Origin of the sequence: Mycolicibacterium brumae (genome assembly GCF_025215495.1) — a bacterium.
GTDB lineage: Bacteria > Actinomycetota > Actinomycetes > Mycobacteriales > Mycobacteriaceae > Mycobacterium > Mycobacterium brumae.
Window position 1 is genome coordinate 3,321,051 of the sequence record NZ_CP104302.1, and the last position, 11,812, is coordinate 3,332,862.

Sequence of the window (11,812 nt, forward strand, 5' to 3'; positions counted from 1 at the left end):
TGGCAATCATTTTCGACAACGTCGGGTTCGGACTGTACGCTCGCATCGACTTAAATGGAAATCGTTTTCAACAAGGAGGAACGCGGATGCGGACCCCGGTAGTGCTCGTCAGCGGCCAGGGCGACAGCGACGCCGTCGTCGCGGAGTTGCTGCGCCGACCCGGCACCCTGTCGGTGCGGCACCACTTCGACGGGCACGTCGTGCACCGGGCCACCACCACCGTCCGCGGCGGCGTGCAGACCCGCGCCCACAATGTGCTGGAGCTGGCGCACGGCTGCGCCAACTGCACCATCCGCGACGATCTGCTGGTGCTGCTGCGCCGCCTGCACCGGCGTGAGGATGTCACCCGCATCGTCATCCACCTGCAGGACTGGCTGGAGCCGGAGCCGATCTGCTGGGCGATCCGGCACGTCCGCGTCTGCGGCCTGCCCGGCTTCATCGACGGCCCGGCGGCCCGCGACGTGGTCATCGACGCCGTCGTCGGCTGCCTGGACGACGACTGGCTGCCCCAGGCGCTCGGCGACGAGGAACTCCCCGACGGCCGCACCATCGCCCAGGTGGTGGTCGGCCAGGCCGAGTTCGCCGATGTGCTGCTCACCCCAACCCTCGACCCGGACACCCACGCGGTACTGCGCCGGCTGGCGCCGCGGTCGGTGGTCATGGGCGAACCGTCGGAGATCGAGGTGAGCCTGGCCCAGCTGCCGCGGGCGGCCCGACGCGGCGCCAGCGACGTCCCCACCGAGCCGCTGCTGGCCGGCCAACCGCCGCTGGAGCCGACCGGCGCGGTGATGCTGCTGGAGTTCCAGGCCCGTCGGCCGTTCCACCCGGGACGGCTCCATGCCGCGGTCGACCTGCTGCTCGACGGGGTGGTGCGCACCCGCGGCCGGGCCTGGTTGGCCAGCGACAACGACGAGCTGATGTGGTTGGAGACCGCCGGCGGCGGGTGCCGGGCGTCCTCGGGCGGGCGGTGGCTGGCGGCGATGACCGACTCCGAGGCCGCCTACGTCAGTCCGGAACGACGGCTGCTGGCCGACCTGATCTGGCATCCCACGCACGGCGACCGGCACACCTGCCTGACCGCGCTGGTCTGCGGCGCAGACCCGACCGAGATTCACGACGCGCTGACCGGGGCGCTGCTCACCGACAACGAGATGCGCGCGCCCGCGCAGTGGGCCCGCTACCCGGACCCGTTCGACGACTGGCGCGACGAGATCGTCGAATCCGAATCCGAGCAATTGGTTGTCAGCAGCGACGAAGGAGAACGACGATGAAACCCGGCATTCACCCCGACTACCACCCGGTGGTGTTCCAGGACGCCAACACCGGAAAGCAGTTCCTCACCCGGTCCACCATCACCAGCTCGCGGACGGTGGAATGGGACACCCCCGACGGGCCGCGCAGCTACCCGCTGGTGGTGGTCGACGTGACCAGCGATTCGCACCCGGTGTGGACGGGCCAGCGCCGCGTCATGGACACCGCGGGCCGAGTGGAGAAGTTCAACCGCCGGTACGGGCGCGTCACCCCCACCGCTGTGGACGGCGACGCTGAGCAGCCCGCCACAGCGCGTCGGCCAGTTTGACCGCCGCCGGAGACATCCGTTCCGGCGCCGGTGTGACGAGATAGACCTGCCAGCGCACGGGTTCGGCCAGCGCGACCGCCCGCAGTGACGGGCGACGGCCGGCCTCCGACACCGGCATGAACGCGGCGCCCAACCCGTTCTCGACGAGGTCGGCGACCGCCTGGTACCCACCGGGCGCCTCGTAGACGGTGTTCGCCTGCGCCCCGGCCGCGTGAAACGCGTCGTCCATCAGGGCGCGCAGCCCGAAGCCACGCGGGAATCCGACGAGCTCCTCACCCTCGAGTTCGGTCAGGGCGATGCGGGGCGCCGTGGCGAGGCGGTGGTCCGGGCGGCAGACGAACACCATCGGCTCCTCGAACAGCAGACGCAGCCGCAGTTGCGCCGGCCGCCGGTTCGGCATCGAGACCAGAGCCAGGTCCAGTGAGCCTTCGACCAGCTGCGCGAGATAGGCCGACGCCCCGGCCTGGCTGAGTCGAAGCCGGAGCCGGACAAAGGGATGCTCGCGGTGGAACTCACCCAGGGCGCGCGGCACATCCACCGGCCCGAACGAGATCAGCGAGCCGAATTCGATTGTCCCGGAAAATCTTCCGCGGAACTCCTGCACCGCCTCGACCGCGTCCCGGGACGCGCGCGTCACCCGCTGGGCCTGCGGACGGAAGGCCTCCCCCGCCGCTGTCAAGCTGATCTGTTGCCGAGATCGGTCGAACAGCGTCACCTCGAGTTCGCGTTCGAGCTTGGCGATCGACGCCGACAGGGCCGATTGGACCAGGTGGACGCGCTCGGCGGCCCGGGTGAAGCTCAGCTCGTCGGCCACGGCGAGAAAGTGCTCGATCTGCCGCAGCTCCATAGTCATCGATTTTATCGATGTCTATTAACAGAAACAATCGTTGGACTCGATGACAGGGACGGACTGTCATCGAGTCGCGGTGGCGTTCCTGGCTGGGCCGCACCCCTCGATGCTGACAGCGCAGCGGAACCCGATGTGAGTGGTGGCGCTGTCCTGGGATTGTGGGGACCGCGCCGCCGGCCGATAGCGGTGGCAGTACTCCGGGGCGCACAGGTGCGAGCCGCCCTTGAGCACCTGGGACACCGTCGGGTCCGGGTCGCGGCCCGGTGCGCAGCAGCCGCCGGCGGCACTCCCGGGCCGGTGCCCGCCGACGAAGCGCGTCGTCGTCCATTCCCAGACGTTGCCGATCATGTCGGACAACCCGAACGCGTTGGGCGGGAACGTCCCGACCGGCGAGGTCCCGACCCAGCCGAGCGCGCCATCGTTGCGATACGGGAACGCGCCCTGCCAGGTGTTGGCCATCAGCCGGCCGCCCGGAGCGACCTCATCGCCCCACGGGTAGACGGTTGCCGCGCCGGCCCGCGCGGCGTACTCCCATTCCTGCTCGGTCGGCAACCGACGGCCGGCCCAGGCGGCGTAGGCGGCCGCGTCCGGGTAGGCGACCTGCACGACGGGATGCTCCCCCAATTCCGCGACCGAACTGCCCGGCCCGAAAGGCCGCGACCAGCAGGCGCCGGGGGCCCACCGCCACCACTGCCGCCAGTCGGCGAGGTTCACCGGCCCGGCGGTCGGCGCGAAGACCAGCGCACCGGGCGCCAGATCCGCCTCGGCGACGCCCGGGTACAGCGCCGGGTCCAGCGGCCGCTCGGCGACGGTGACATAGCCGGTGTCGGCGACGAACGCGGCGAACTGCGCGTTGGTCACCGGGGTCCGCTCGATGGCGAACGGGCTCACGATGACGGTGTGGACCGGGTTTTCCTCGGCGTAGAACTGCGCCGACCCCATCGGAAACGAGCCGCCGCGCAGTTCGATGAGTTCGGTCAGCACCGGTTCAGGTTAAATGGCAGCTTCGGCGGGTCCACTGAATTACCGTCGAGTCAGCAAACAAGGAGGCATCGATGGGCAGCACCGCCAAGACGATCTTTTGCGCCATGGCCGCTGCGCTGGCAGCGCCGGCGATGTTGCTGGGCGCCGGCAGCGCGCAGGCCGCGGACCTGACGGTCAGCGCCGAACCGCAGATCACCACCGACGGCGTCTGGATCCGCTGGACCGGCGGCAGCGGCCCGGCGACCTGCACCACCGTCAGCAACTGGACCGAGGTGACCTCCTATCAGGACGCGCTCGGCCGCGGCGGCGCAATGTTCAATAGCCCGCCGCGCTGGCAGTTCTCCGAGTACCGCATCACCTGCGACAACGGCGACACCGGAGTCGTCGGCCTCGCCTACTAATCCCGGGCGAACGCCGCAGCCAACTCTGCGGCGGCGTCGCGGTACTCCGTGCCGGACAGGTCGACGATCACCCGCTCGATGGTCCCGCCGGTGAACGCGGCCGGCGCTCCGACGGCCGCCGACACCGCCTGTCCGGAGTTTCGGCCCACCGACGCCGACACCGCGCCCAGCCCGAAGGTGCCCGGATGCGCACGCACCCCCTCGGCGCGCCCGACGACGTCGTCGCCGACGTGCAGGGTGACCGCGCCGACGGGGACGTGGCTGCCCTCCATCACGCCGGTGCGTTCGTAGCGCACGCCGAGCACCCGCCGGCCGGTCGGCAGCGGCGACTCGGCGCGGACCCACTGCTCGTCGGCGCCCATGAAGTTGTAGACGAAGCACAGCCGTCGGTCCGCCACCACCAGCAGGTAGCCGCCGTGCCCGCAACCGTGTTTGAACAACACTCCCTCCGGCTCCGCCCCGAGGTCGACGTCGGCCAGCACCGAGAAGGACCGCCCCCGCAGTTGCGGGTCCGCCCCCATGCCGACCTCGGCGCCCGGGTAGAAGACGAACCGTTCCCGCTGTCCGGCGACACCGGGGCGGTTGCGGCCGTAGATCTCGGCGATGCTCAGATCGGCCAGCGGCAGCCCGTTGTGTCGGGCCGCTTCGTCGAACCACAGTTGCCGCAGTTCGGCGAGCTTCTCGGGGTGTTCCTCGGCCAGGTCGACGCATTGACTGCGGTCGACGTCGAGGTGGAACAACTCCCAGCGGTCGTCGTCGAAGTGCCCCCAGCCGCTGGGGGTCGCGGCGTGCACGGCCCCGGCGAACCAGCCGCGATGCCAGATCCCACGGGTGCCGAGCATGGTGTAGAACTGGGTCTGCTTGCCGGTGGGCGCGTCCGGATGTCGCAGCGCCGCAGCGAAACTCGTGCCGTCCAGTGGCCGCTGCGGGATGCCCTTCACGGTGACCGGCGCGGTGATGCCGAGCAGCTCGTAGATCGTCGGGGTGATGTCGGCGACGTTGACGTAGTTGTCCCGCAGCTCACCGGCGGCGCCGATCCCGGCCGGCCAGGAGATGATGGCCGGGTCGGCGATGCCGCCCTCGTGGCTGGCGTAGCGCTTGAACAGTTTGTAGGGCGTGTTGAATGCCATCGCCCACCCGATCGGGTAGTGCCCGTACGTCGCCGGGCTGCCCAGCTCGTCGGCGAACCGAAGACCCTCGGCGGCGGTGTCGGGCAGTCCGTTGAAGAACTTCACCTCGTTGACCGAGCCGTTCGGCCCGCCCTCGCCGCTGGCGCCATTGTCGGAGATGACGACGATGACGGTGTTGTCCAACTGCCCGGATTCCTCCAGATAATCCAGCACCCGGCCGATCTGGTCGTCGGTGTAGGACAGGAAGCCGGCGAACACCTCCGCCATCCGGGCGAATAGCCGCCGCTCGTCATCGGAGAGCGAGTCCCACGGCCGCACGGTGTCCAGCGCCGGCCAGGGTTGCCCGTTCGGGCCGGTCACCTGGGCGTACGGGTTCATCGGGGACAGTTCGGTCTCCGGCGGCAGCAGACCCATGTGTTTCTGGTTCTCCAGCACGATCTCGCGGTAGCGCTCGTAGCCCATGTCGAAGCGGCCGGCGTAGCGATCGGCCCACTCCCGGAACACGTGGTGCGGCGCGTGCCCGGCGCCCGGGCACAGGTAGGTGAACCACGGCTTGTCCGGCGCGATCGTTTTCGAGTCCCGGATGAACTCGATGGTTCTATCGGCCAGGTCCTTGGACAGGTGGTAGCCCTGTTCGGGGGTGGCCGGCGGGGCGACCGGATGGTTGTCGTAGACCAGTTCCGGATACCACTGGTCGGTCTCGCCGCCCATGAACCCGTAAAACCGCTCGAACCCCCGCGCGCACGGCCAGTGCCGTTTGGTGGCGGCCACGTTGGACTCCTCCAGCGGGGTGAGGTGCCACTTCCCGACGGCATAGGTGTTCCAACCGTGTTCGGCGAGCACCTCCGACAGCAGCGCCGTCTCGGCCGGGATCCGTCCGGAGGCGTTCGGGAAGCCCTCGGTGAACTCCTCGATGGTGGCCATCCCGACATTGGTGGGGTTGCGCCCGGTGAGCAGCGCCGCCCGGGTCGGTGAGCACAGCGCGGTGGTGTGGAACTGGGTCAGCCGAACACCGGCCTCGGCGATGCGGCTCATGTTCGGCATGTCCACCAGCCCGCCGAAGCAGTCCCAGGTGGCGATGCCGGTGTCGTCCCAGACCAGGTACAGCACGTTCGGGGCGCCTTCGGGGGCTTGCGGCGCCAAATAGGGCGCCCAGTCCGGTTCGGAATCGCGGATGTCGAGGGCGATCCGGCCGGCGAATTCTGTTGCCATCGCGCCATCTTCGCCTGCCGGCCGCCCGCGGGCGCCCGGTCCGGGGATAAAAGTCTCCCTGTTTGGCTGCCGTGGCGACGATCAAGATGAAGGTGCGTTGAGTTCGACCGCCCCCACAACAAAGGAGTTGACACAGATGTCCACCACCTCCGGCCACGCTGCCAATCCAGCAGCGCCAGAGTCCAGGTGGCATACGCCGTGATGTAGCCCGGGTTCGGCTGCGCCAGTGCCTGCCGCGCGAGCCGCTCGGCCAGTTCCGGCTCGCCCAGGCGACGGCTCATACCCGACAGCACGGCCGACACCATCGGCAAATGCGGGTTGTCCAGAACGGTTTCGGCGAGCGAGAGGGCGGCGGACCGCTCGCCGCGGACCTCCGCCAACCGTGCCTGCGCGGCGCTGCGGTAGGCCCGCCACGGCACCCCGTGGCTGTCGGTGTCCGGCATCCGCGTCAGCGCGGCCTCGGCCCGTCGCAGCACCGCGGGATCGCGCAACGTCGCCGCGGCGAACGCCAGGCACATCCGCGCGGTGTCCGGGTAGCCGACGCCGGCGCCGGCGTCGGCGGCGAGGAAATCGGCGGCGGCCGGTTCCAGCTCTCCCCTCCAGAGCTGGATCCAGCCGGCGGTGAACCGCTCGATGCCATCGCCGTCGTGCGAGAGCCAGAGTTCGGAGCCGCCGACATCACCGGCGATGTCGATCCGCAGGGCCTCGTCGGCACGGTCGAACTGCCCGGCGTGCGACAGCGCGAACGCCAGGTTCTGCCGGGCCCGCTGTGCGACCTCGGGCAAGCCGAGGGCGGCGCACTCGTGGACCGCGGCCTCCAGCAGCGCCGAGCCTCGTTCCAATCCGCGCCGCAGCCGGGAATCGGCCCAGCCGAGGACGAACAGCGCGCAGGCGTAGAGCCGCGGGGAGGTGACGTCGCGGGTCGGCAGCGCGCGCTCGACCCGGCCGGCGGCCGCGGCCATGGCGTCGCGGTCGTCGGAAACCAGCAGCACGGTGAGGTCGGCGATGAAGCCCAACCGCCGGCTGGACCGACCGGCCGCGATGGCCTCGGCTCGGTCCAGCAACATCGCCGCGGCGGCGTCGTCGCCGGCCATCGCCCGGCAGCAGGACCGGATCATCAACAGTTCGGACCGCTCGCCGAACGCCCTCATCAGCCGCACGCAGGCGTGGTCGAGCGCGGTGGCCCGGGATTGCAGCAGCAGTTCCAGCCAGTGGTCGGCGATGATGTCGCAGCCCGCGCGGTCACCACCGCGGATCGCGTGTTCGACGGCGGCCAGCGGATAGCGGTCCCGCAGCTGCTGGCCGGCGGCGCGGTTGAGCCGCAGCCACGACTGCGGGTCGGTGCGCCGCAGGATTTCCCGGCAGTGCTCGGCGAACAGCGAATGCCACTGGTAAACCGCTGATTTCCGAGACCCGATGCGCTCGATGAACAAGCCGGCGGCGACGCAGTCCTCCAGGAGGCGGCCACTGCCGGCCTGCCCGGAGAGCACATCGGCCAGCGGCTCGTCGACGCGTGAGCACACCGTGGCGCGCAGGGCGAAGTCCGCGAGGTCCGGGCGCAGCCGCGCCAGCACCGCCGTCTGGATGTAGCCGGTGACATCGGATCGCTCGCCCACCGGCGCCCCGCCGGCGACCAGGCTCAGTCGCACCGCGGCGGGCCACCCGTTGGTGGCCGACACCAGCGCGGCGATGTCCGCGTCGGTCGGCCGCGCGCCGGCCCGGGCGGCCAACTCGGCGACCTCGCGCCGGTCGAAGGCGAGATCGGCGGCGCCGATCACCGACACCTTGTCCTGAATTCGCAGCCGCATCCACGCGTTCGACGCCGGGTCGGTGGACAGCAGCACGTAGCGCAGCCACTGCGGCCCGTTCTCGATCAGCGCGACGACTGCGTCGTCGGGGTAGGCGTCGCGGGCCAACTGAAAGTCGTCGATGACGATGGTCAGCCGGCGGGGAACCTGCAGCGCCGACAACGCCGTCATCGCCGCCTCGGCCGACGGGGCCTCGAACAGCGCCGAGAGCGCGCGACGCGACGATTCGTCGTGTGCGCCAACCGCATTCAGCAGTGCCGTCAATATTCCCCGCAGCACGTCGACGGCGTTGTTGACCGGTTCGGCCAGGGTCAGCCAGGCCACCCGGCCCGGGTCGGCGCGCTCGGCCGCATCCGCCCATTGCGAAACCGCCACCGTCTTGCCGAATCCGGACGGCGCGGCGACCAGCACGGCGCGGTTGTGCGCGGGGACCTCATCGAGCATGGCGGCGATCCGGGGCCGCGCCGCCATGTCCGGATTCAGCGACGGCCGGGTCGCCAAGAACCACGGAACGGGTTGCATGCCCGAGGATCCGGTCGGCGGCACGTGCTGCGTCATCCCCTACGGCGTGACGGCGTTGACAGACGGCGCGATTCCCGAGGAACCGTCACCTTCACGGCGTCACAATGTTGAACCAGAACGGGTATTCGTCGAGCAGGCCGACGAACTCGGTGACCGCGTCCCTATTCCCGTCCAGCGTGGCCTTCTTCGAGTCGATGGCCTCCTGCAGGGTGAGCTTGCCCAGCTGGATCTGGTTGAGCGTCTCCTTGCTCAGGGTCAGGCTCGCGTCGGCGCCGTCGGCCTTTCCGGGCGCGTAATGCAGCACCGCGTTCTCGACCGTCAACGTGTAGTCGGATTTCAGGTCGTCCAGGGTGACGTTGATGGTGAGGTTCTTGCCGGCCGCGCGCGGGCCGTTGAGGCGCACCGCCAGGTAGTCGAACATCAATTCCGGCGGCATCGCCTCGATGGTGTCCGGGCTCGCGGTGTCGGACACCGCGACGTCGGGCACCCCGTTGCGCAGTTCGTAGGCGCCCTGCAGGTACACCGAGCGCCACGGCCCGGACTCGGCCTGGTAGCCCATCTGCTCGAACGCGTCGGCCAGCAGGTTTTTGCCGTCGACGCTGTCCGGGTTCGCGAACACCACGTGCTTGAGAACCATGGCGGCCCAGCGGTATTCACCCGCGTCGATGTCGCTTTTGGCCTTGGACAGGATGTTCGCCTCGCCGCCCATATAGTCGACGTACTTGCGGGCCGCGTCCACCGGCGGGAGGTCGTTGAGGTCCGCCGGATTGCCGTCATGCCAGCCCATGTAGCGCTGGTACACCGCGCGGCTGTTGTGCCGCAGCGTGCCGTAGTAGCCGCGGTCGGGCCAGTAGGTGTCGAGCTCCGGCGGGAAGGCGATCTCCTCGGCGATCTCCGAACCGATCATGCCCTCGTTCATCATCCGGACCGACTGGTCGTGCATGTACTTGTACATGTCGCGCTGGCGTTTCCAGTAGTCGATGACCTTCTCGTTGCCCCACATCGGCCAGTGGTGGCTCTGGAATTTGACCTCGGTGTTCGGCCCGTAGGTGCGGATGGTCTCATCCAGGAAGGACGCCCAGCTCGCCGCGTCGCGCACTTGCGCGCCGCGCAGGGTGAGCAGGTTGTGCATGGTGTTGGTGGTGTTCTCGGCCATCCACATCGCCTTGAACTGCGGGAAGAAGGTGTTCATCTCGCTGGGCGCCTCGGTGCCCGGGGTCATCTGGAACACCATCTCGACGCCGTCGATGGTGATCGTGTGGCCGGTTTCGGAGACGCTTTCGGTGGGCAGCACCATGGTCGGCAACCCGTTGGAGATCGTCATGCCCAGCCCGCCGTTGACGCCGCCCTGGGGATTGCGCGGCAGCAGCGCGCCGTACATGTACACCGCGCGGCGTGACATGGCGTTGCCGGCGATGACGTTCTCGCTGACCGCGTGGTCGACGAACCCGGCCGGGGCGATGACCTTGACCTTGCCGGCGTCGACGTCGGCCTGATTGATGACGCCGCGGACACCGCCGTAGTGGTCGGTGTGCGAGTGGCTGTACACCACCGCGTGAATCGGCCGCTCGCCCAGATTCTTGGTGACCAGCGCGTGGGCAGCCTTGGCGGTCGCCGGGGTCAGCAGCGGGTCGAAGACGATCCAGCCGGTGTCGCCCTCGATGTAGGTGACGTTGGACAGGTCGTAGCCGCGCACCTGGTGGATGCGGTCGGTGACCTTGAACAGGCCGTAGTTCATGCACAGCTGGGCGTTGCGCCACAGGCTGGGGTTCACCGTGTCCGGGGCCTTCGCGTCCGCGGTGATGTAGGTCTTGTATTCCTCGAGATCCCAGGCCACCGAACCGTCCTCGTTGGTGATGGTCAGGGTGTCGGGCCGGTCGACGAGGTTGCGGGAGGCGTCCTCGAAATCGTCGCGGTCGTCGAACGGCAGCTCGTCGTAGAGCTTCTGGTTGGCGGCCTTGGTGGCCTCCGACGCGGGCTTGGGATCGGTGTTGGTCTCCAGCGCGCCGTCGCCGCCGTCTCCGGATCCGCCGCCGTCCGCGCAGGACGCCAGCAGCGAACCGGCGGCGACGGCTCCGACACCCACGACGCCGAGGCGGCTCAGGGCGGCGCGCCGGGAGAACCGGGCAGGGGACGCGGCTGCGGCGTGCGGCGCCGGCGGGGTGTTCATGCGGTCAGACTATTGCCGAGACCCACCGGCACCAATACCGACGCGACAAATTCGCTGAACACGCGAGATATCCTCGGCGAATACCCCGTCGGGCCGGAATTTCCTCACCCGATTCGGGTGAGATCGCCATTCTTTCGGCGCCGCGCCGTCGAATGGCAAAAGGGCCGCGCGCAACGAATGCGCACGGCCCTTTTGGGTGCTTCGAGGTCTTACTTGGCCTTCTCGAGGACCTCGACCAGACGCCACCGCTTGGTGGCAGAGGTCGGACGGGTCTCCATCAGCGAGACGCGGTCGCCGATGCCGGCGTCGCCGTTCTCGTCGTGCGCCTTGACCTTCTTGGTGGTGCGGATGATCTTGCCGTAGAGCGGGTGGGACTTGCGGTCCTCCAGCTCGACGACGATGGTCTTCTGCATCTTGTCGCTGACCACGTAGCCGATGACCGTCTTGCGACGGCCGCGCGGCTTCTCGGCGGCCGGGGTGTGCTTGGGGCCCTTGGTCTCTGCCATTACGCTTCCTCACCTGCGGGCCCGGCGGACAGGCCCAGTTCACGTTCGTTCAGCACGGTGTAGATCCGTGCGATCTCCTTGCGGACCCGGCCCAGCGCGTGGTTGCGCTCCAGCTGTCCGGTGGCCATCTGGAAGCGCAGGTTGAACAGCTCTTCCTTCGACTTGCGCAGGCGGTCGGTCAGCTCGTCGTCGCTGAGCTCACGCAGTTCGCCAGCGGAAACTCCCACTGCCATCAGAACTGCTCCTCTCGGGTAACGATGCGTGCCTTGATCGGCAGCTTGTGGATCGCACGAGTGAGCGCGGCGCGCGCGGTCTCCTCGTTGGGGTAGCTCAGCTCGAACAGGATGCGTCCGGGCTTGACGTTGGCGACCCACCATTCCGGCGAGCCCTTGCCCGAACCCATGCGGGTTTCGGCCGGCTTCTTGGTCAGCGGGCGGTCCGGGAAGATGTTGATCCACACCTTGCCGCCACGCTTGATGTGCCGGTTGATGGCGATACGAGCGGACTCGATCTGCCGGTTGGTGATGTAGGCGTGCTCCAGAGCCTGGATGCCGTAGTCACCGAAGCTGACGGTGGTGCCGCCGCTGGCAACCCCACGCTGCTTGGGGTGGTGCTGCTTGCGGTGCTTGACCCTACGGGGAATCAGCATG

Annotated in this window: 10 protein-coding genes and 1 pseudogene; 3 read left to right on the plus strand and 8 right to left on the minus strand. The window is 69.2% G+C overall.

Features of this window, described 5'->3' with window-relative positions:
* The first annotated feature begins 86 nt into the window (after positions 1–86).
* Complete coding sequence (gene mrf, locus L2Z93_RS16180; RefSeq protein ID WP_090588293.1) at positions 87–1,271, plus strand: ribosome hibernation factor-recruiting GTPase MRF; 1,185 nt, start codon at positions 87–89, stop codon at positions 1,269–1,271.
* Complete coding sequence (locus L2Z93_RS16185; protein WP_090588294.1) at positions 1,268–1,579, plus strand: type B 50S ribosomal protein L31; 312 nt, start codon at positions 1,268–1,270, stop codon at positions 1,577–1,579. Before mrf ends, L2Z93_RS16185 begins: the two co-directional genes overlap by 4 nt.
* Here L2Z93_RS16185 and L2Z93_RS16190 read toward each other — a convergent pair.
* Complete coding sequence (locus L2Z93_RS16190; RefSeq protein WP_090588296.1) at positions 1,518–2,426, minus strand: LysR family transcriptional regulator; 909 nt, start codon at positions 2,424–2,426, stop codon at positions 1,518–1,520. The genes L2Z93_RS16185 and L2Z93_RS16190 overlap by 62 nt on opposite strands.
* 66 nt (positions 2,427–2,492) lie before the next feature.
* Complete coding sequence (locus tag L2Z93_RS16195; RefSeq protein WP_090588298.1) at positions 2,493–3,413, minus strand: formylglycine-generating enzyme family protein; 921 nt, start codon at positions 3,411–3,413, stop codon at positions 2,493–2,495.
* A gap of 71 nt (positions 3,414–3,484) precedes the next feature.
* Here L2Z93_RS16195 and L2Z93_RS16200 point away from each other — a divergent pair, with 71 nt between their 5' ends.
* The gene (locus L2Z93_RS16200) at positions 3,485–3,814 is read left to right on the plus strand and encodes a hypothetical protein (protein WP_090588301.1); all 330 of its coding nucleotides are present in this window, start codon (positions 3,485–3,487) and stop codon (positions 3,812–3,814) included.
* Here the strand turns inward: L2Z93_RS16200 and L2Z93_RS16205 are convergent.
* The 6 genes and pseudogenes from L2Z93_RS16205 to rplP all read right to left on the minus strand — a co-directional run bounded on the left by L2Z93_RS16205 (position 3,811) and on the right by rplP (position 11,811).
* The gene (locus L2Z93_RS16205) at positions 3,811–6,156 is read right to left on the minus strand and encodes an arylsulfatase (protein WP_090588304.1); all 2,346 of its coding nucleotides are present in this window, start codon (positions 6,154–6,156) and stop codon (positions 3,811–3,813) included. The two genes, L2Z93_RS16200 and L2Z93_RS16205, sit on opposite strands and share 4 nt — an antisense overlap.
* Before the next feature lie 1,340 nt (positions 6,157–7,496).
* Positions 7,497–8,522: pseudogene (locus tag L2Z93_RS19485) on the minus strand (winged helix-turn-helix domain-containing protein); the annotation flags it as partial.
* Positions 8,523–8,577: 55 nt separating this feature from the next.
* Positions 8,578–10,656, minus strand: coding sequence for an alkyl/aryl-sulfatase (locus L2Z93_RS16210; RefSeq protein WP_090588306.1), 2,079 nt, complete (start codon positions 10,654–10,656; stop codon positions 8,578–8,580).
* A gap of 209 nt (positions 10,657–10,865) precedes the next feature.
* Positions 10,866–11,162, minus strand: a complete 297-nt coding sequence (gene rpsQ / locus L2Z93_RS16215; RefSeq protein WP_090588309.1) for a 30S ribosomal protein S17 — start codon at positions 11,160–11,162, stop codon at positions 10,866–10,868.
* On the minus strand, positions 11,162–11,395 hold the full coding sequence (rpmC, locus tag L2Z93_RS16220) for a 50S ribosomal protein L29 (RefSeq protein WP_090588311.1): 234 nt from the start codon (positions 11,393–11,395) through the stop codon (positions 11,162–11,164). The genes rpsQ and rpmC overlap by 1 nt, the downstream gene beginning before the upstream one ends.
* Positions 11,395–11,811, minus strand: coding sequence for a 50S ribosomal protein L16 (gene rplP / locus L2Z93_RS16225; RefSeq protein ID WP_090588313.1), 417 nt, complete (start codon positions 11,809–11,811; stop codon positions 11,395–11,397). Before rplP ends, rpmC begins: the two co-directional genes overlap by 1 nt.
* Position 11,812 lies beyond the last annotated feature (1 nt).

Bases quoted from the DNA above. Each gene is read 5' to 3' on its own strand.
- mrf (WP_090588293.1), top strand. From the start codon at position 87: ATGCGGACCCCGGTAGTGCTCGTCAGCGGCCAGGGCGACAGCGACGCC.
- L2Z93_RS16185 (WP_090588294.1), top strand. From the start codon at position 1,268: ATGAAACCCGGCATTCACCCCGACTACCACCCGGTGGTGTTCCAGGAC.
- L2Z93_RS16190 (WP_090588296.1), bottom strand. From the start codon at position 2,426: ATGGAGCTGCGGCAGATCGAGCACTTTCTCGCCGTGGCCGACGAGCTG.
- L2Z93_RS16200 (WP_090588301.1), top strand. From the start codon at position 3,485: ATGGGCAGCACCGCCAAGACGATCTTTTGCGCCATGGCCGCTGCGCTG.
- L2Z93_RS16205 (WP_090588304.1), bottom strand. From the start codon at position 6,156: ATGGCAACAGAATTCGCCGGCCGGATCGCCCTCGACATCCGCGATTCC.
- L2Z93_RS16210 (WP_090588306.1), bottom strand. From the start codon at position 10,656: ATGAACACCCCGCCGGCGCCGCACGCCGCAGCCGCGTCCCCTGCCCGG.
- rpsQ (WP_090588309.1), bottom strand. From the start codon at position 11,162: ATGGCAGAGACCAAGGGCCCCAAGCACACCCCGGCCGCCGAGAAGCCG.
- rpmC (WP_090588311.1), bottom strand. From the start codon at position 11,395: ATGGCAGTGGGAGTTTCCGCTGGCGAACTGCGTGAGCTCAGCGACGAC.
- rplP (WP_090588313.1), bottom strand. From the start codon at position 11,811: ATGCTGATTCCCCGTAGGGTCAAGCACCGCAAGCAGCACCACCCCAAG.